18 protein-coding genes are annotated in these 20,241 nt (G+C 35.5%); 16 read left to right on the top strand and 2 right to left on the bottom strand.

The window, feature by feature from the left end; all coding sequences use genetic code 11:
* Positions 1-5 precede the first annotated feature (5 nt).
* From HOO91_00780 to HOO91_00755, 6 genes are all read left to right on the top strand, one after another.
* Positions 6-1,433 carry a TolC family protein gene (locus tag HOO91_00780; GenBank protein ID NOU16079.1) on the top strand — a complete coding sequence of 476 codons (1,428 nt, stop codon included), beginning with the start codon at positions 6-8 and terminating at the stop codon, positions 1,431-1,433.
* An 18-nt stretch (positions 1,434-1,451) separates the two neighbouring features.
* Positions 1,452-3,065: an efflux RND transporter periplasmic adaptor subunit gene (locus HOO91_00775; protein NOU16078.1), complete on the top strand. Its 1,614-nt coding sequence runs from the start codon at positions 1,452-1,454 to the stop codon at positions 3,063-3,065.
* Positions 3,066-3,093: 28 nt separating this feature from the next.
* Positions 3,094-3,300 carry a heavy-metal-associated domain-containing protein gene (locus HOO91_00770; protein ID NOU16077.1) on the top strand — a complete coding sequence of 69 codons (207 nt, stop codon included), beginning with the start codon at positions 3,094-3,096 and terminating at the stop codon, positions 3,298-3,300.
* 274 nt (positions 3,301-3,574) lie between these two features.
* On the top strand, positions 3,575-3,799 hold the full coding sequence (locus HOO91_00765; protein ID NOU16076.1) for a hypothetical protein: 225 nt from the start codon (positions 3,575-3,577) through the stop codon (positions 3,797-3,799).
* 25 nt (positions 3,800-3,824) lie between these two features.
* The gene (locus tag HOO91_00760) at positions 3,825-4,802 is read left to right on the top strand and encodes a cysteine synthase family protein (GenBank protein NOU16075.1); all 978 of its coding nucleotides are present in this window, start codon (positions 3,825-3,827) and stop codon (positions 4,800-4,802) included.
* 14 nt (positions 4,803-4,816) lie between these two features.
* The gene (locus HOO91_00755; protein ID NOU16074.1) at positions 4,817-5,962 is read left to right on the top strand and encodes a PLP-dependent transferase; all 1,146 of its coding nucleotides are present in this window, start codon (positions 4,817-4,819) and stop codon (positions 5,960-5,962) included.
* 200 nt (positions 5,963-6,162) lie between these two features.
* On the opposite strand, the gene HOO91_00750 is transcribed toward HOO91_00755, so the two are convergent.
* Together HOO91_00750 and HOO91_00745 are read right to left on the bottom strand one after the other, a co-directional pair.
* Complete coding sequence (locus HOO91_00750) at positions 6,163-7,242, bottom strand: glycosyltransferase family 2 protein (protein NOU16073.1); 1,080 nt, start codon at positions 7,240-7,242, stop codon at positions 6,163-6,165.
* A gap of 604 nt (positions 7,243-7,846) precedes the next feature.
* Complete coding sequence (locus tag HOO91_00745; protein ID NOU16072.1) at positions 7,847-8,887, bottom strand: nucleoid-associated protein; 1,041 nt, start codon at positions 8,885-8,887, stop codon at positions 7,847-7,849.
* 232 nt (positions 8,888-9,119) lie between these two features.
* Between HOO91_00745 and HOO91_00740 the strand changes: the two genes are divergently transcribed.
* The 10 genes from HOO91_00740 (at position 9,120) to HOO91_00695 (ending at position 20,239) form a co-directional block, all read left to right on the top strand.
* Positions 9,120-9,833, top strand: a complete 714-nt coding sequence (locus tag HOO91_00740) for a 4Fe-4S dicluster domain-containing protein (protein ID NOU16071.1) — start codon at positions 9,120-9,122, stop codon at positions 9,831-9,833.
* Complete coding sequence (locus HOO91_00735; GenBank protein NOU16070.1) at positions 9,830-10,903, top strand: heterodisulfide reductase subunit B; 1,074 nt, start codon at positions 9,830-9,832, stop codon at positions 10,901-10,903. The genes HOO91_00740 and HOO91_00735 overlap by 4 nt, the downstream gene beginning before the upstream one ends.
* A 72-nt stretch (positions 10,904-10,975) precedes the next feature.
* Positions 10,976-11,992, top strand: coding sequence for a CoB--CoM heterodisulfide reductase iron-sulfur subunit A family protein (locus HOO91_00730; GenBank protein NOU16069.1), 1,017 nt, complete (start codon positions 10,976-10,978; stop codon positions 11,990-11,992).
* Positions 11,993-11,995: 3 nt separating this feature from the next.
* Entirely contained in the window at positions 11,996-12,325 is a 330-nt protein-coding gene (locus HOO91_00725) for a (4Fe-4S)-binding protein (protein NOU16068.1), read from the top strand.
* 5 nt (positions 12,326-12,330) lie between these two features.
* Positions 12,331-14,190, top strand: coding sequence for a (Fe-S)-binding protein (locus HOO91_00720; protein NOU16067.1), 1,860 nt, complete (start codon positions 12,331-12,333; stop codon positions 14,188-14,190).
* A 2-nt stretch (positions 14,191-14,192) separates the two neighbouring features.
* On the top strand, positions 14,193-15,377 hold the full coding sequence (locus tag HOO91_00715; protein NOU16066.1) for a PLP-dependent transferase: 1,185 nt from the start codon (positions 14,193-14,195) through the stop codon (positions 15,375-15,377).
* A gap of 486 nt (positions 15,378-15,863) precedes the next feature.
* Positions 15,864-16,556: a hypothetical protein gene (locus tag HOO91_00710; protein NOU16065.1), complete on the top strand. Its 693-nt coding sequence runs from the start codon at positions 15,864-15,866 to the stop codon at positions 16,554-16,556.
* A 3-nt stretch (positions 16,557-16,559) separates the two neighbouring features.
* Complete coding sequence (locus tag HOO91_00705; GenBank protein ID NOU16064.1) at positions 16,560-17,294, top strand: DUF3307 domain-containing protein; 735 nt, start codon at positions 16,560-16,562, stop codon at positions 17,292-17,294.
* Between the two features lie 192 nt (positions 17,295-17,486).
* Entirely contained in the window at positions 17,487-18,254 is a 768-nt protein-coding gene (mtgA, locus tag HOO91_00700; protein ID NOU16063.1) for a monofunctional biosynthetic peptidoglycan transglycosylase, read from the top strand.
* Positions 18,255-18,271: 17 nt separating this feature from the next.
* Positions 18,272-20,239, top strand: coding sequence for a tetratricopeptide repeat protein (locus HOO91_00695; GenBank protein NOU16062.1), 1,968 nt, complete (start codon positions 18,272-18,274; stop codon positions 20,237-20,239).
* Positions 20,240-20,241 lie beyond the last annotated feature (2 nt).

Raw genomic sequence — 20,241 nt, 5'->3', positions numbered from 1 at the left:
AAAATATGAAAACACTTTATTTATACATTACATTATTTCTGATCAGTTTTTCCTCATTTGCGCAGGATTCATTGCTCAATTACCTCGAAATAGCAGCAAATAATAACCCAGCTTTACTGCAAAAGTTTAACGAGTACCAAGCAGCGTTGCAGAAAGTTCCGCAGGTGGGTAGTTTACCAGACCCTGAACTAAGTATAGGGGTATTTCTTAAACCGATGGAACTTATCGGCGGTAATCAGGTTGCTGATATTCGCTTGATGCAGATGTTTCCTTGGTTTGGTGTACTAAAGAATGCAAAGGATGAAATGAGCCTAATGGCAAAAGCCAAGTTTGAATCGTTCCGGGATGCTAAACTCCAGGTGTTTTACGATATACAACGCACTTGGAATGAACTCCAAAAGGTTGAACAGGATATTCGAATATCAGAGAAGAATGTCGAAATACTTCGTACCATTGAAAGACTCGCCATTGTTAAGTTCAAAGCGATTTCTACTGGAGCAAGTGGCTCATCCTCATTATCCTCTTCAATATCGAGTAACAATTCCCAAGGTGCATCTTCCAACTCATCGGGAATGAATAGTATGGGAGGAGGCTCAGGGAATACTTTAAATTCTAATAGTTTGCAACAACCATCATCTATGCAGAGTAGTTCAATGGGCTCACAGGCTGGAGGTTCGGGGCTGGCAGATTTATACAGAATTCAAATGGAAATTGGAGAACTTGACAATAATATTTCATTGCTTAAAAATCAACAAAGCACTATTGTTGCTAGGTTTAACGCTTACTTGAATCGTCCAGTAAAATCAACAGTTACAATACCTAAAACCCTTATTGCTGATTCGCTAGTCACCTCAATAGAATCAGTATCGGATAGCATGTTGGTTAATAATCCAATGCTGGTTATGCTGAATTTCGAGAAGCAATCGCTAGATGCTCGCCAAAAGATGGTTACGCAAATGGGTTATCCTATGGTTGGCCTGGGTTTGAACTATTCACTTATCAATAAAAATCCAATGTCAACCTCCTCAATGAATGGTAAGGATATGATTATGCCAATGGTAACGGTTACTTTACCTATTTATAGGAAAAAGTACAACGCTATGAAATCTGAGGCAAATTTGCTAAAAACTGCCTCGGAGGAAAACTATCAAGCAACCGTTAATGCTCTGCAAGTTGAGTATTACCAAGCAATCCAACTCTATCAGGATGCAGAACGTAGAATTAAACTATACGAAAATCAAAGCCAACTCGCTCACAAAACGCTTGATATCATGATAAAGAGTTTCTCGGCTTCAGGTTCTGGGCTATCTGATATCTTAAGAATTCGTCAGCTGGTACTCGATTATGAAACTCGGAAGGTTGAAGCCATTACCGATTTTAACACCTCAATTGCTTGGTTGAACCGCTTAATGGCATCATCACAGGGAAAATAAACTCGAAAATTAAAAACAATGAAAAAGATATTCTCAAATAAATACCTAATATACAGCCTGTTTGTCATAGGTGGTCTGTTTTTAGGTTGGCTATTTTTCCACACATCTTCAAAAATTGAAGATAAACATACCCAAACAACCCATGAAACTAAAGCAAGTATTTGGACATGCGCTATGCATCCCCAGATACGAATGGATGCACCCGGTAAATGTCCGATTTGTGGAATGGAATTAATTCCGCTTAACCAGAGTACGGTTAAAGTTGACGAAAATTCAATTCATCTTTCAAAGGAAGCAATAGCACTCGCAAATGTGCAAACATCGGTTGTTACAAAGCAAAAACCAGTGAAAGAGGTTCGTCTTTATGGCAAGGTTCAGGCCGATGAACGATTGCTTCAAAGCCAAGTTGCACATCTTCCCGGTCGTATTGAAAAGTTGATGGTCAATTTTACTGGGGAACGGATTGAGAGAGGTCAAGCGCTTGCTGTGATTTACTCGGCTGAACTGGTTACAGCTCAACAAGAACTTTTAGAATCTGCTAAAACAAAACAATCGCAAAATGAGATATATGAGGCTGCTAAGGAGAAACTACGTCAATGGAAACTAACCGATTCCCAGATAAACAATATTGAAAATTCTGGTATTGTTAAGAATGAATTTGAGATTGTTTCAAACACCACTGGCATTGTAACCTCAAAACGTGTAAATAATGGCGACTATATCTCCCAAGGAGCTATCCTGTTCGAAATATCAGATCTTTCAAAGGTTTGGGTGATGTTTGATGCCTACGAGAGTGATTTATCACTTTTAAATACTGGAGATATTGTATCATTCACGGTACAAGCAATTCCTGGCAAGAATTTTAGTGGCAAGATTATTTTTATCGATCCAGTAATAGATCCAACTACTCGTGTCTCGAAGGTGAGGGTTGAGATTGATAATCAATCTGGAAAACTAAAACCCGAAATGTTTGTAACTGGCTTTGTCAATGCAAATCTTTCAGAATTTAAGGATAAGATGATTATCCCAAGTTCAGCAGTTCTATGGACTGGGAAACGGTCAATCGTTTATGTAAAGCAGCCCAAATCAGATGAACCAATATTTAAGATTCGTGAAATTGAACTTGGTCCAAATTTGGGTAACAGCTATGTTGTTATGAATGGGCTAAATGAGGGCGAAGAAATTGTTACTCAAGGCACTTTCAGCGTAGATGCTGCCGCTCAACTCGAAGGTAAATCTAGCATGATGAATTCCGATGGAGGCAAAACATCAACCATGCCCGAAATGAATATGCCAAATGATTCTCAGTCCAAAAAGGATGAAAGCATGTCGGGGATGGATATGTCAGGTGATACTTCTACAAAATCAATTCAACATTCTTCCTTTATAGTATCAGGTAGTTGTGAGATGTGTAAAGATCGTATCGAGACAGCCGCAAAATCTGTTAATGGCGTGTCAAGGGCGATTTGGGATGATAAAACGAAAAAACTGCAATTAGATTTCGACAATTCGAAGACAAATATTGATGAAATTCAAAAAACTATTGCTAAAATTGGGCACGATACCGAGAAGTATAAAGCAAGTGATGAAACATATGCTGCTTTACCAGAATGTTGTAAATACAGGAACTAGATTAATAATCAATTAAAAATAAAAAACCATGAAAACAGAGCGTTTTATTGTTACCAATATGAAATGTTCGGGGTGTGTTAATACGATTAAAACCGAATTAAGTCTGATGGATGGCATTTCTGAGGTATATATTGACCTTTCGAAAATGGAAGTTACCGTTAACTATTCAACTGAAAAATTAAGTAGTAATGATATTATTAGAAAGTTAACAAACATTGGTTATCCACTAAAATAATCGAATCCAATCTTAGAAATTTAAAAGGTGGCAATTATTTGCCACTTTTTGTTTTTATAAACCGAACAACCGTATATAAAAAACAATGTGATGAAGGGTGATTTTCCATAAAGCATGGCAAAAAACTACTGAAAATAGGTATAGAAAAACGATGAAAGGAAAGCCAAGCATGATTAGCAAACCAATCAAATATCTAATAAAAAATATATGGGTAAGTCTTTAAACTCAAAAACAAATTCAACGCTCTTCATTTATTATATCTGGCAATTGCGAAATGTATAAAAATCGTATTGAGAATACGGCAAAATCTATAAAAGTAGCATCAAATGCTGTTTGGGACGATAAAACCAAGAAGGTGAAAATTGATTTTAAAAATTCAATGACAAATCTTGATGAAATTCAAAAAACAATTACTAAAATTGGGCACAATAATGAGAAGTATAAGGTAGGCAATGAATCATACGCCTCTTTACCAAAATATTGTAATTATAGAATATAGATTAATTCAAAAAAAACTTAAAAATATGACAAACAATATTATTTTAAATACTATTGGTAATACGCCTTTAGTAAAATTGCAGAAAATCAATAAAAATAGTAATGTAGAAATCTACGTTAAGTTAGAATACTTTAATCCCAGCGGAAGCATAAAAGATCGAATCGTAAAGCATATTATTGAACACGCAGAAGCGGAAGGTTTGCTAAAAAAGGGAGGTACAATAGTTGAAAATACTTCGGGGAATACAGGAGCGGCGGTTGCTATGATGGCGGCAATTAAAGGTTACAAAGCAATTTTAACAATGCCGGACAAAGTAAGTGTAGAAAAACAAAACAGCCTTAAGGCTTATGGAGCCGAAATAGTTGTTACTCCAACTTCAGCATCACCCGATTCGCCGGATCATTATGTTAATACGGCCAAAAGAATTGCCAAAGAAACTCCTAATAGTTTTCGTGTTAACCAGTACGATAATCCCAAAAACCCTGAAGCACATTATCTAACAACAGGTCCCGAAATATGGAAACAAACAGATGGTAAGATTACTCACTTTGTTGCTGCCGGAAGTACAGGAGGAACTATAAGCGGTATTGGAAAATTTTTAAAAGAAAAAAATAAAAACATAAAAATTGTAATGCCCGACCCGATTGGTTCAATATACTATGATTACTTTAAGACAGGAAAAATAGAGGCTCATGGAAATTGTAGCTATCAGGTTGAAGGCGTTGGTGAGGATCATCTTGCTCTGGCTATGGACTTTTCTATTGTAGATGATATGTATAGATTTACCGATCAAGATGCTTTCAGTACTGCTCGCTTGCTCGCAAAAGAAGAAGGAATATTCGGGGGAGGAACAGGAGGTGCGAATGTTTGGGCCGCTCTAAAACTTGCAAGTACCCTAACTGAACCATCTGTAATTGTTACAGTTATTCCCGATAATGGGGTAAAATATTTGAGTAAGTTTTATAACGACCGATGGATGAAAGATAATAAGTATTCACTCTAATAAACTAATAGAACATGCATTTTTCAACTAAAGCAATTCATATTGGGCAAAGTCCAGATTTAACTACTGGTGCAGTGACTCCGCCAATTTACATGACTTCAACTTATGTGCAGGAAGCACCAAACCAAACTAAAGGATACGATTATACAAGGGCTGGAAACCCCAATTTCACAAATTTGGAAGAAACACTTGCTGCATTAGAACAGGGAAATTACGCAACCGTTTTTGCATCAGGTTCATCGGCAATAACAGCCCTAATTTCAACTTTAAAAACGGGTAGTAAAGTAATTGGTTCTAATGATTTATATGGGGGTACATATCGTTTATTTAATCAGGTTTTCAATCATTTTGGTGTTGAGTTCATGGCCGTTGACACGCAAGATTTAGATGCTGTAAAAAAGGCTCTTTCTACTAAACCAGATTTTATTTTTCTAGAATCTCCAACAAATCCATTACTAAAAATTTCAGATATATCTGCTATAGCAGCATTAGCAAAACAGGCTGGAGCTATTACAGTTGTTGACAATACTTTTGCATCGCCCTATTTTCAAAATCCTTTATTGTTGGGGGCAGATGTTGTTGTACATAGTTCCACTAAATATCTTGGAGGGCACTCTGATATTATTGGTGGAGTGGTAATTACCAACAATAAAAGTTTAAAAGAGAAAGTTGATTTTGCTAGAAAAGCAATCGGATTAAACCCCAGTCCTTTTGATGTATGGCTAATTAGCCGAGGCTTAAAGACGCTTGCTGTTCGTATGAAGCAGCATGAAAAAAATGCGATTGCTATTGCAAAGTATTTGCAAAAACATCCTTTGGTAAAGAAAGTTTATTACCCTGGTTTAGCAGACCATGCTAATCATGAAATCGCAAAGAAACAAATGAGTGGCTTTAGCGGAATTGTTTCCGTAGAATTTAATTTAAACTTAGAGCAAGCCAAAGAGTTAATTTCTTCTTTTCATCTCTTTTCATTAGCAGAAAGTTTAGGTGGTGTGGAATCTTTGGTTGATCACCCAGCAAGTATGACACATGCATCTATACCTAAGGCAGAAAGAGAAAAAATTGGACTCGATGATGGATTAGTAAGATTTTCTGTAGGAATAGAAGATGAAGATGATTTAATAAATGATATTGAATCAGTTTTAAATAGGTATAAATAAATGATTAACAATATGAATTAATTGTTTTGTAGTTTATTTATATATTACTAATCGCAATTTCGAAATATTATTGGCTGTAGTTTATAATTGGGTTGTAATCTGTTTTAGTGATTCTTTGTGTCTTTGCATCTCAATGGCAAGTTTTATTTAGCCACTAAGGCTCTAAAACACTAATGAATCATTAAAATTTACTCGCTATTCTAAACTACAGCCATACTATTTTTTACCACATTGCCTTTTGTTTTTATAAACCTAACAACCGTGTATACAAAAACAATATGATGAATTGGTAGCAGTAGCAATGTAATAATGGTCGATTTTCCATAAAGCATGGCAAACATCAGCCTAGCAAAAATTATTGAAAATAGGTATAGAAAAACGAGAGGAAAGGGCAAAAGGAATATGGCAAATAAGAATCCAAGTGTAGTAAATATGGTAAATGTTATAAGTCGATTTTTGTTTCTGCCAAAAAAGTTAAAGAAAAACAATGATGGATTTTCTAAGGAATCATTTGAAGGAGTGAAAACAATTTCGTTATTACATAAAAGCGCAGCAATTTTGAGTTGTGATTTTTTCAGATATCTACCAATAACAAAATCAATACCCTGAAATCCTTTATATTTTTCGTGCCATCTCTTGGATTTATAGGATGATGCTTCAAACATCATAAAACGTTTATCATTTATAGATAAAGAACCCTTTTTACTGCTCATTATTATCTTCAAAGGAGTCATTGACAAAAGTGTCCAATACTTGGTGTAATCTAACGCTTTATCCCATTGACTAGCAGACACTTGTTTCGGAAACATCGTTAACAGCGAAAGATCGTTTAACTGCATGTATGATAGGGCATTCGCAACAATCTCTTTTTCAACAACAATATCAGCATCAACAAAAATAATATATTGTCCTTTAAATAATTGCGAAACAAAATCATAAATATAATTCTTGGCAATCCATCCTTCGGGTATTGTTGAGGCCTCAACAAACTTAACCCTACCATCAGCCTTCGAAAAATCTTGTATAATTTCAAATGAGATGCTATTAACTTTATCGCAATAAACCAAGATTTCGAGATTCCGATAGGTTTGGTTACACAAGCCAAGCAGTAAATTTTTTACATTATTATCAGGATTTACCGGAACTACAATTGAAACTAATGGGTTGTCCTTAGGTACTCCAACAGGTAAAAAGGGGCGGGTAAAATAGTTATAAAGTACAATAAACAGCCTGTAAAGCGCAAAAAGTAGAAAGGGCAATGAAATGTAAAAACCAAACATCAACGAATACTTTTCTATTAATAAAATCGATTTACCACCTTTTTGTTAATGGTCGAAGATAAGTAAAATTTGAAATTCTTGGATATCAATTTAAAAGTCAAATGCAAAATACTCAACGTTTGACTTTTTATATATCTGATTCGACGTGAAGTTTCATCAATATAATCCCGAAGGGATTGAAAGTGAATAGCCCCGTATGCAATGCGGGGTGAGGTATAAGAAAAACCAACCATGAAATGGTTGAATGTTATTGGTATAATGAGTCCAGCAAAAGAAAAGCTTAATATTATTTTGAATTAGTGCAGTCAAAGACCTCTATTTACTTACGACGAAGATACGCTTCGCTAACCGAGCATATTTTGCGAGTTCGCTGAAAGCAATCTACGACGAACGGGGGAAGTACTTTATTCGTATTTGTTAATGGTTTAGAGTTCCAAATCAAATTGAATATCGAACAAGGATCAACGAATGTAGATTTTAGAAGATTTTGGGAAACAAGTTGATTACATATACATCAAATATCATAAATCGTTGATCCTTGTTCTTAAATCAAATATAATCACTTTACAGACAGATATTACTATTCGAATGGTGCAAGAATCTCCTAGTTCTCCTTCTCGTAGAACATCTTATAAAACTTCATATTCTTATCCTTGTCGTATCCCGATTCTATTAAAGCCCTATCCCCATGAATGTACACGCTGAAGTTTTTATCGAGCTTAAGGATGCTCTTGAAGAATTTTTGTGCCTGCTTTGTGGCATCCACTGAAATGGTAAATTCGCTGGGTATATTATATCCCAATTCAGTTTCGTAGCTTTTCTTGTACTCCTGAAATGCTTCAATCACCTCGGGTTGTTTAATCACTGTGGCTTCGAACTCATCCTGCTCAAAGGTTTCGTTATTCTTAAAGAAATCACGAGTTTTAGTAAGCATTTCGGCCTGTTGCAGCTTGGGAAAGTTATTCTGAGGATTAATCACATCCTGCACAAAACCCTTACAAAGATCAATTGTTGCTTTGGTTTTGTAAAAATTAACATCGCGCATGGTTACTTGTAAAAATCTATCGACCCAATACTTAGCTTCCTCCTTATTTGTATTGTCAATTACGCAGACCTTATAGCCCAAATCCTTTTCGGTGTTGAAAATTAAACAACCCTTATCGAGATGTTTTGTGTTTGTACCAAACTCACAGCTTAAGTTGATTGAGGAACCGCTTCGGTTAACCTTTAAAAACTTATCTTTTGTTTCCGTTTTAAATATTCCAATGGCATCGGCTAGTTCATCCTCAACCACACACCCACGGAAAGAGACAATGTACAACTCCCCTTCCTTAATATTCGGGCGATTTGTAACATGCTTTAAATGATGGGCAATATCGCATGATGCTTCAAGTAGAGTCTTCTTATCATCAAAGAGATCAGAAACAAAACTAAATATTTCGTTTAAATTCAGCGAACTTTCATGGCTAAATGAATAGAAACTAGGTTTTTTAAAATGAAATGTAAAGTACTCCTTTAATAGGTTTGAGAGCAATTCATTCGATAAATCAATGGGTTTATCGGATAAAATCATCTCGTTGGCATCAACAGATCCAATAAAATGGACAATTGCCTCATCGATTGTTGCATCGCTAAACTCTAGCATAATAAATTTATTTTACTTCAAATATGACAACAATTATCGAATCAGCAATTGAATATGTTTTAAAATAGTAATTAAATAAATGGCTTTTTATCAGAGGTTTTTATCTTTGCTTTTTATTAAGAGGTGTGATAGCGATTTATCGGAACCAAATTTCTTAATATTTTAATAAATTGATAACGGTTCAATAAATTATTAAGTATTTTATAATTAAACGGTTACCAACAATTAGTGAATGGGAAAATTATTCGATAGGCTAAATAGCGATGTTCGATTTATTGAAGGAATAAAAGCCTGTATTAATTGCGGAACTTGTACCGCAATCTGCCCTGCCGCAGAGGTTTATGATTATCATCCTCGAAATCTTGTTGATCAGGTTCAATCACGCGATGATGAAGTTATAGAAGAACTTCTAAAAGGTGATACTATTTGGTACTGCGGTGAATGCATGAGTTGCAAAACTCGATGCCCTCGACAAAATGCCCCCGGTTTGGTGATTCAAGCCTTACGAAAACTTTCGATGGAAACTGGTTTATTCGTTGAATCAGAAAAAGGGAGGCAACAACTTATAGTGAAAAGGATTATTGGTGAAACTATTCTTGAAACAGGATATTGCGTACATTTCGATCACATGAATTTAGATGTATTTCCTGAGCAGGGTCCTGTATGGCAATGGGTAAGAGATAACCGTAATGAAGTTTTAGCAAAGGTTGGAGCGAATTATAAAGGAAATGGACCAGGTGCATTACGAACTATGCCTAAAGAAGATCTTGACGAACTTCACCGTATTTTTGAGGTAACTGGTGGAAATAAGTGGTTCGATAAGATAGAAGAGTATTCTGCAAAAAAAGCTAAAGAGATGGGTCTTGGTTATGAGGATGGCAATCAAAGTCCATATTTTAAGGAAGTTTTCACCATAAACAACCAGGAAAAACATACACGATCATGAAGTTTGATGGAAAGCGAAAGGTATGGAGCGATTACCAAAAGGAAATTGCTGATGATAAGTTCTACTACGTTCGAAGTTGTATTCGTCAAAATATATGGCCTGGTAGTGAAAATACTTACTTAAGGGTTATGCGTGATGTTCTTGGAAAAGATGTATATGAAAGCGAACATCATACAACCTGCACAGGTATTGGATATCATACTGAGGTTGTTCCTCTTGATACCCTACAAACCGTTGTGGCTCGTAATTTCTCGTTGATGAAAGATTCGGGCTACGAAAATTACAACCCTTCCTGCGTTACATCTTTTGGGATTTATACCGAGATATTTGATACTTGGCATCATTTTCCAGAGGAAAAGGAGAAGGCTCGTAAGTTTCTTAAGGAAGCAACAGGAAGAGAGTTCGAAGAGCCTAAAAATCTTGCTCATACTAGCGATGTAATCTATAAATTCCGACATGAGATTGCTGCAAAAGCAAAGTATAAACTTATTAATAAAGCAACTGGTAAGCCCTTGAAGGTAGTTGACCATATTGGGTGTCACTATGCCAAGATGTTCCCTGCAAAGGGCATTGGTGGTGCTGAATACCCTTATGTTCTTGCTGGTTTAGTTGATGCATGGGGTGGTGAGGTAATTGATTACCCTGAGCGTAGGCATTGCTGCGGTTTTGGTTTTAGACAATATCTCGTTAAGGCAAATAGAGGATACTCAATTGCCGCTTCAAAAAAGAAGTTCGAGTCGATGGAGCCATTCAAACCCGATTTTATTATTACAAATTGCCCTGGATGCAACTATTTTCTTGACAGATGGCAGTATGCAATTGCCGAGATGGAAAATAAAACATACGGTGGCGAAGGTTATGGAATTCCCGTTTTAACATATGAAGAGGCTGCTGGTCTTGTTTCGGGCTTTGATCCTTGGGAAATGGGCATGCAAATGCATCAGGTTTCAGTTGAACCCTTGCTAGATAAGATTGGTGTTGAGTATGATAAATCAAAGAAATTTAAAGGCAAGAATGGTGAAGATTTAGGAAAACCAGAGTTGCCAAAAAATTTGAAGTTTTGTGAGTAGGGAAAAGACGGAAGACAGAATCGTAACAAAATAATTAAATAGCAATAAAGCATCTCAGTATAAAAACATCTTATGAGTAAAACAGTTGCAATTATTGGAGGTGGAATAGCAGGACTTGAAGCATCTATTCAACTTGAAAACCTCGGCTACAATGTACATCTTTACGAAAAGGACTCACAATTGGGTGGTCATGCAGGAAAATGGGATAGATTATTTCCAAATAAAAGACATGCTTCAGAAGTTATAGATTCTTTAAAGAATAGGATTAATAATAATGTTCAAGTCAATCTTGCAACTCAAGTAAGCGAAATCAAACGTGAGAATGGTGCTTTCCTTGTTGCGTCCAATGGAAAAAGTCAAAAGGTTGATGCTATAGTGCTTACTACAGGGTTTGAACTATTTCCTGCCAATAAAAAGGAGGAGTACGGTTACGGCATTTTCGAGAATGTAATCACATCGGCAGAACTCGAAAACATGTTTTCATCCAATGGTAAGCCTCAAATGGTTGATGGGAAAACTCCTGCTAAAGTTGCTTTTATACACTGTGTTGGTAGCCGCGATGAGAAAGTAAATCGCCCATACTGCTCAAAAGTTTGCTGTGTTACAGCAGTAAAGCAAGCTATTGAGGTAAAAGAGGCACTCCCCACATCTGAGGTATACTGTTTATACATGGATTTAAGAATGTTTGGACCAGGATACGAAGATCTTTACAAGGAGGCTCAAGTTAAAGGTGTGACCTTTATTCGGGGACGTTTATCAGAAACTAGCGAGCTTGAAGGGGGTCGTGTTCTAATCAAAGCAGAGGATACTCTTTCTTCTAAACCCTTAAAAATATCTGTGGATATGGTAGTTCTGATGGTAGGCATGTCTCCTCTACCATCAACCGAAAAACTTCTTAAGAATTTAGAATTAACGCCAAATAACGACGGTTTTGTTCAGGTAAAAGACTATCATCTTGAGCCCACTCACACTAAGGCCGAAGGGGTTTTTGTAGCAGGTGCCTGTACTGGACCAAACAACATCACCGATTCAGTAAATGCTGCGTATTCAGCTGCACTTGAAGTGCATAAATACTTAACATCTAAGTAGGCTATGGTAAACTTCGGATACACTATATTACCTGTACATATCCTCGAACTTGATAAGGCAGACCTCAAACTAGCTAATAGTATTACATTTGATGAGCCTAGTTTCAAACTTTGCATTGCATGTGGAAGCTGCACCGCAACATGTACTGCTGGTACATTTACAAATTTTAGCTTTAGGCAAATGTGTCATCAAATTAAACTTGGAGAAAGCACCCAAGCTATTGAAGAATCTGAAAAGTGCATGTTATGTGGAAAATGTACGCTTACATGTCCCAGGAATGTTAATACACGAAATATAATTCGTCTTGTTCGCAAGGCAAAACAAACCCTTTAAGTCATATGGATTTACACGCAATGCACTTTCCATACCATCCATTTGTTCTCCCTTTCACCATTGGGCTAGTGTTTGTGTTTTTTTATATCGTAGGAAAATGGATCTACTGGATTTCTAGGCTTGGCAAAGACGATAGATTTAAAATACTTAAAAATATCTTCACTCTAAAAACGCCTCAAGCAATCTATGAAGTATTTATGGAGTGCCTTCTTCATAGAAAGGTTTTTAAAAAGAATGCTCTTTTGGGTTACATGCACATGAGCTTAGCACTAGGATGGTTTTTGTTGATTATTCTAGGAAACCTCGAAACACGCTACTTCACTCATGGAAGGATTAACCCTCCATATTTCCCTATTTTTTTCGAATTTTTCGAACATGATTTAATATCTCTTAACTACGGTAGGTTTTTCACAGTTGCTATGGATTTTCTCCTCCTTTTTATTCTGACAGGAGTAGGATTAGCATATTTTAAACGTTTTAAAAGTAAACCATTGGGCATGCAAAGAACAACCAAGCATGTACCAATCGATCGATGGGCATTAACAGCGCTCTGGCTCATCTTCCCATTAAGGTTATTCGCTCAAGGTGTAACCGCTGGTCTTTACGATGCGGGTAGCTTTTTAACCAATCCTGTAGGTAATTTACTAGCATCATTTCTACCAATCCATTACCTATACTATCCAAGTTGGTGGGCATATTCTTTTGCTTTAGGGTCATTCTTTGTTCTGCTCCCCTTCAGCAGATATATGCACATTCCAACAGAAATATTGCTGATATTCCTTCGTAAATACGGAGTTGCCGAGAAGAATATTCACTCAACTTACACAAAAGTAGAACTTAGCTCATGCTCAAGGTGTGGGATTTGTATTGATGCATGTCAACTCGGTTCAGATCTTGGAATTGTAAGTACCCAATCCACCTATTTCATCAAATCTCTTAGGTACGATAAGCCTTCTGATTTGCTTATTGACTCATGTATGGTTTGCAAAAGATGCGATCAGGTCTGCCCCGTTGGAATTGATATCGCATCCATTAGGGCTAATGAGCGAAAAGAACTTCATCTATTCGATGAAAACAGCTACAAATACATCAATGGATACCGTTATAAGTCTGCTAAAATCGCCTATTTTGCAGGATGTATGGGACATTTAACCCCATCAGTATATAAGGCAACCCTTGCATTATTTGATAAGGCTGGTGTTGATTACAATTTCATAGATAAGGATGGAAGTATATGCTGCGGTAGACCACTACAACTTACTGGTCAGGAAGATGCAGCCATGCAATTGATTGAAAAAAATATCAAATTGATTGAGAATTGTGGAGCAACCGTTTTAGTTACCTCCTGCCCTATTTGTGCAAAGGTATTTAACGATAGCTACAATCTTAAAATTCCAATCTATCATCACAGCCAATATTTACTCAAACTGGCAAAAGAACAGAAACTCACTTTCAATAAAACCGATATTAAAATTACATATCATGATCCGTGCGAACTTGGACGAGGATTGGGAGTATATGAAGAACCTAGGGAATTACTAAAACTTGCAGGAAATCTTATTGAATCAAGTAATAGTAGGGAAAATTCGCTATGCTGTGGGGGTAGTTTAGGAATAACAAATATATCGCAGGAACAACGTCATACAATTGCAACGATCACCCTAGATGAACTTTCGGCCAATAAGGCTGACATTGTTGCAACAGCCTGTCCTTTGTGTAAAAAAACATTTAAATCTGCATCTGAAAATACAATGATTGCAGATATTTCGGAGATAATGCTTGATTCGATTAATGATAGGGGAATCAAACATAACCCGAAAACTGTTAGTAAAGAAGTAGTAAAATCAATTAATATAAATCGATAATAATGGAACATAACGAAAATTTAGGTTTTAATAGCCTTTTAATTCATGGTGGAATGGGTGTTGATCCAATGGGAAGTGCCACCGTACCCATTTACCAAACATCAACCTTTGCTTTCGAGAATGTAGATGAAGGTGCACGTTGCTTTGCTGGCGAGAGCAAGGGATATATGTATACAAGGATTGGAAATCCAACCATATCTGCGCTTGAGCGCCAAATTGCACTACTTGAAAAAGGGTTCGGTGCAGTTGCCGTTTCATCAGGGATGGCCGCAGTTTCAACCATTTACATGTCTTTCCTAAAATCAGGCGATCATATTGTTAGTACCGATGCGGTTTATGGTCCATCAAGGGGTATAATGGAAACCTACTTCAAGAAATTTGGTGTTGAAAGTACCTATATCAACACTGGAAATCTTGATGCTGTTCGTCAGGCTATTAAACCAAACACAAAAATGCTTTTCATTGAGACTCCAACCAATCCAACAATGGAGATTTCCGATATTAAAGCATGTTGCGATATCGCCCATCAGCATAATTTAATTGTAGTTGTTGACAATACTTTTTGCAGTCCTTACCTTCAACGTCCAATTGAATTTGGAGCTGATGTGGTATTTCACTCAATGACAAAGTTCATCAATGGACATGCTGATATCGTTGCAGGTATCATTATTACCAAGAATGAAGAGCTTTACAAAATAGTTCGCCCAACAATGGTTGGAATGGGTTGCAACATGGATCCACATCAAGCATACATGGTACTTAGAGGAGTTAAGACCCTTTCAATCAGAATGGATAGAGCCCAAGAGAATGCAATTAAGATTGCAGAATATCTTGAGAAACACCCAAAGGTTGAGTGGATTAAATTCCCCGGATTAAAATCGCATCCACAATACGAATTGGCAAAGAAACAGATGGCTGGACCTGGCGCAATGATTAGCTTTGGTCTTAAGGGTGGATTAGACGCTGGTAAGATATTGATGAATAACGTGAAACTGGCTCTACTAGCAGTATCATTGGGTGGTATCGAAACCCTTATTCAACACCCAGCCTCAATGACTCACTCCAAAATGTCTAAAGAGAATCGTGAGAAGGCTGGTATTACCGATGGACTTGTACGCTTCTCAGTTGGTATTGAAGATTTAAAGGATATCATTGCTGATCTTGACCAAGCACTGGCTAAGATCTAATTCAATATTGAACATCTTCTAAAAATCTCAACTCTATAAAAAGTTGAGATTTTTTAGTTTAGTTGCAATGATTGTAAATTCAAATGAGATAAGTAGTTATTGCATTTGATAATCTGACAATTTAGACTATTTTTGGTATAGATATATTAAACCATAAATGGTACATATTGGTTTCTATATAACATAGAATGTTACATAGAAACGAGTTAGCCTTCATTCAAAAACGAAGATGATGTTGAAATTAATAGAATAACATTAAGAAGTAGAAATAATGAAGATATAAACTATGCAGGTTATAATAGTGATTTATAACCTGATTGAGTTATAATTATTGATTATTATTGACATAGTAATTTAAGAAATGAATCAAATAGAAATAATGCATAAAATGAACTACATGTTGCCAATATAACTTATGCAAGTTATATTTGTGCTTTATAACCTAAAGAGGTTATAGTTTTTTATGACAATAATAATGATAATAGTATGGATAAAGTTGCAGTACTTACAGGAGATCTTGTTAAATCTAGAACTATAAAAGATGGAGATATTGAAACAGTAATTAATTCTCTAAAAGAAACTTTTGATGAACTTAATAAGAAGATTTTATCCAATAGAGCTTCATTTCAGATTTTTAGAGGAGATAGTTTTCAAGCAATAATACCAAATCTTGAATTAGCTCTAGTAACAGCTATAATAATAAGAGCTCGCTTACGTACTTTTGAGTCAGGATATAGAGTAATAGGCACAAAAAAATCAGATAAACCAATAAATTACGCATATACTGATGCACGAATTGCAATAGGAATAGGTGAAGTAAGTTATTTTGGTAGTAAAATATCCGAATCACAAGGCGAAGCTTTTCAAAAATCAGGTCATTTACTTGATAAATTAAAAAAAGAAAATGAAAGATTAGGAGTGGATACCCCATGGGAAAAGATAAATAAAGAATTTCATGTGGAATCTAAACTTGCTGATGCTGTTATCAGTCGTTGGACAGCTAATACTGCCATGTCTGTTTTTCTACATCTATTAAACAAAAAAAATCAAAGTGAATTAGCAAGTGTATTAAATATTACTCAACCAGCTTTACATAAAAGATTAGTTACTTATGGAAATATCGGATGCATAAATGCTTTTATAGAAAGATATTTCGAATTAATTACTACAGCTCAATAATTTATGGATGCATTAAACGCAGACTTATTACTAAGAATTCTAGTCGCACATTTTTTATCTGATTTTATTTTTCAACCTACTAAATGGGCAACAGATAAAGATGAGAATGGTTTTAAATCAAGGCATTTATACATACATATAATAATAACTGCAGCCACTTTATTCATTTTCTTATGGAATCTAAAATTATGGAATCTTATATTAATAATTACTTTACTTCATTTCATAATAGATTCAACTAAAAGTGTTATTAAAAAAACACATATCTGGGTGTTTATTGCTGACCAGATTTTACATCTTTTTGTGATTATTATCACTTGGTTGATGTATACAGGCCAATATAATGAATTCCTTAAGTTATTTTATTCCATTACGAATAGTTCTAAATTTTGGTGGTTGCTATTAGCCTACATAATATTAACAATTCCGACATCCATATTAATTGGTAAAATAACAAATAAGTGGAGCAATGAATTAAATGGCTCAACTCAAACGAAAGGTTTAGAAAATGCAGGAAAGTGGATTGGTATTATAGAACGGATACTCATATTCACATTCATGGTTATAAATCAATTGAGTGTGATTGGTTTTTTACTTGCTGCAAAATCGGTTTTCCGTTTTGGAGACTTAAAAGATTCAACTGATCAAAAGAAAACAGAATATATTATTATAGGAACATTTATAAGCTTTTCATTAGCAATTTTAATGGGATTAGTCACACAATTAGTTCTAAAATAATTCTTGACTTGAAAAAGGTTCATTAAGTTGATTTTGCATAAATGCAAAATTAAGGCAATGTGGTAAAGATTTTATAGAATTCGGGTTAACTAGGACTCACAACCCATCTTTATAAAGATTTTAGTTTTGTTAACACAATTATCCAACAACCTAATTCAAAAAACCTTATTTTAGCCTTTCTATAAAAGGTAGATGTCAATAATAAACCGAAAACAAAAACCAATCACGGAGTACACCAAAAAATCATTGATTTTCAATGGAATAACTCTATTCATTTTTTCTTTTATTTTTACAAGCATATTTGGAGTTCTTATATACCGATGGGCTAACCCCAACATCACAATGCTTATGGTTAAAAGGCATTATGAATCTTTATTTGATGGTAAGAGTTCAAGTATCCAAAAAGATTGGGTAAGTATTGACAATATTTCACGAAATATGGTTTTAGCCGCTGTTTCCGCCGAGGATAGCAAATTCCTCACCCACTGGGGTTTTGATTTTGAACTGATTAAAGAGGCTATGAAACACAACCAACGGAGTAGGAGAATTAAAGGAGCAAGCACAATATCGCAGCAAACAGCAAAGAATATCTTCCTTTGGCCTAAAAGATCGTGGGTACGTAAAGGGTTTGAGGCCTACTTTACATTATTAATGGAGGGTATGTGGCCAAAAAAACGAATTATGGAGGTTTATCTCAACATTGTTGAATTTGGCAAAGGGGTGTATGGGGTTGAAGAAGCAGCCCAAAAATTCTATAAGAAACCAGCATCCAAGCTTAATCGATTCGAGGCTTCGATGCTAACCACTGTACTACCGAGCCCCTCAAAACGTAACCCTTCAAATCCAAGCGGTTATATGTATCGGTATCAGGAAAGGGTACTTTGGAGCATGAGCAGCATAGTTTCGGTTGACTTTGATTCGCCTAGCAACGAAAGTAACAATTCAAGAAAGAAAAAATAAATCTAATCGTTAATAACTTGAAAAATATAACTAGAGTTATTTTCGTGGTTGTTTTAATGATATTCTCAATATCAGCAACTGCGCAGCTTAATAAAGCATATTTCTACTATCAGGGACAAAAACTAATTTCACAAAATAAATTTACCGAAGCAATTAGCTATCTAAACACCCTAATTGAGGTAGATTCAACTATTGCCGAGGGTTGGTTTCTTCGTGGTGTAGCAAAATACTACCTAAACGATTTGCAGGGATCTATTGTGGATTTCAGCAAATCAATCTCAAAAAATCAGCTATTTACTCAAGCCTATCACTATAGAGCAATTGTTGAAAATCGATTAAAGAATTATAACAGAGCACTAAAAGATCTTGAGTTTGCTTTAGAATTAAGACCCGAAGATGCAGAGATCCTATTCACCAGAGGAGGAACATACATTGAAACATCTCAGTTTAGCAAAGCAATACAAGATTATAATCGGGTAATTCGTTACACCCCAAACAATACCGAATCGTGGATAAATAGAGGTTTAGCGCGGCTTTTCTCTAACGATACCCTCGGAGCAATTAATGATTTAAGCCAAGCTATCAAGCTAAACCCATTCTATTCAGATTCCTATGCCAGACGAGGCAGGATTTATCTCGATAAAAAGGAACTTGATGTGGCACTTAGCGATATGAATCAAGCTGTATACTTAGATTCAACATCAACAATGAACTACTTTTTAAGAGGATTAATTAAGAATGCAATGAAGAGCTATAAAGGCGCATTAGAAGATTTTGATAAAGTTATATCTATCGATCCTTCAAACTCCCTTTCACTATACAATAGAGCACTTATAAAATCACAAACAGGAGCATTAAATTCTGCTCTGGATGATTATGATAGGCTAGTTAAGCTAAATCCTAAGAATGTATTGGTTTTTTACAATAGAGCATCCGTAAACTTTGAATTAGGCAAGTTCAATGATGCTATTAATGATTACACATCGGCAATAACCCTGTTCCCAGATTTTGCAAACGCATACATCAACCGATCTGTTGCCAAATCGAGAATTGGTAATTTAAAGGAAGCCGAGCAGGATTACAGAATTGCCACCGAAAAGATTCAAAAATACAAAGCCACATCACAGGAAGCCTACATTGCAATGGCTGATACAAGCAAAAAATTTAATAGTCTTCTTTCATTCAATGCTGACTTTAGCGAAGGTTTTTCAAAAATCAACTTAAAGAATGATATTAGCTTACCAACAGGTTTTCTGCCATTCTTTAAGCTTCAACTAGTTGATGAGAAATCAAAATCATCGTTTAATGATTATAAAAAACCATTCATCGAAAAACTAAATAGTTTAACCTCAAATGGCTATCATTTTACATTTACCCAATCGAATAATCAAAATGATCCAACAGAAGGAATAGCACATTGCATTGATACAATATCAGCATTGGATAACGTTAAGCACTTCTATAAAGCGCTTCAATACTCATCGATGAATAAATATAATCAGGCCGTTCGTGAGTATCAAAATGCCCTGAAAAGTGATCCAAATAATTTGATAATTGCTTTGAACTTAGCCGTTGAACAAATAGAAATGGTTAAGTTCATCAATCAATTCGAGAACGAAGTTGGTACTATTTCATTTAAAATGGGAAACCCAGCTAACTCTCAAAAAGAAAAAATCATATCAGCAAATAACTCCTACAATGAGTCCATTTCAAACCTTAAAACTCTAGAAAATAATCTACCTGATTTAGCAATAATTCCCTATAACATTGGGAACACCTATCTCCTAACCGATGAGCTAAGTTCAGCAATTGATGAGTATAACAAAGCCATTTTTATTGAACCTCGTTTTTCCGAAGCCTGGTTTAATCGTGGTTTGGTAAAACTAATTAAAGGCGAGAAACAGAATGGTTGTTTGGATATCAGTAAAGCTGGTGAACTCGGACTAAATCAAGCCTACTCAATCATCCAAAGATTCTGTAAGTAATT

This window comes from Bacteroidales bacterium, assembly GCA_013141385.1.
Classification (GTDB): domain Bacteria; phylum Bacteroidota; class Bacteroidia; order Bacteroidales; family Tenuifilaceae; genus UBA8529.
The sequence above is the reverse complement of the archived record's forward strand: the minus strand, read 5'-3'. Positions and strand labels throughout refer to the sequence as shown.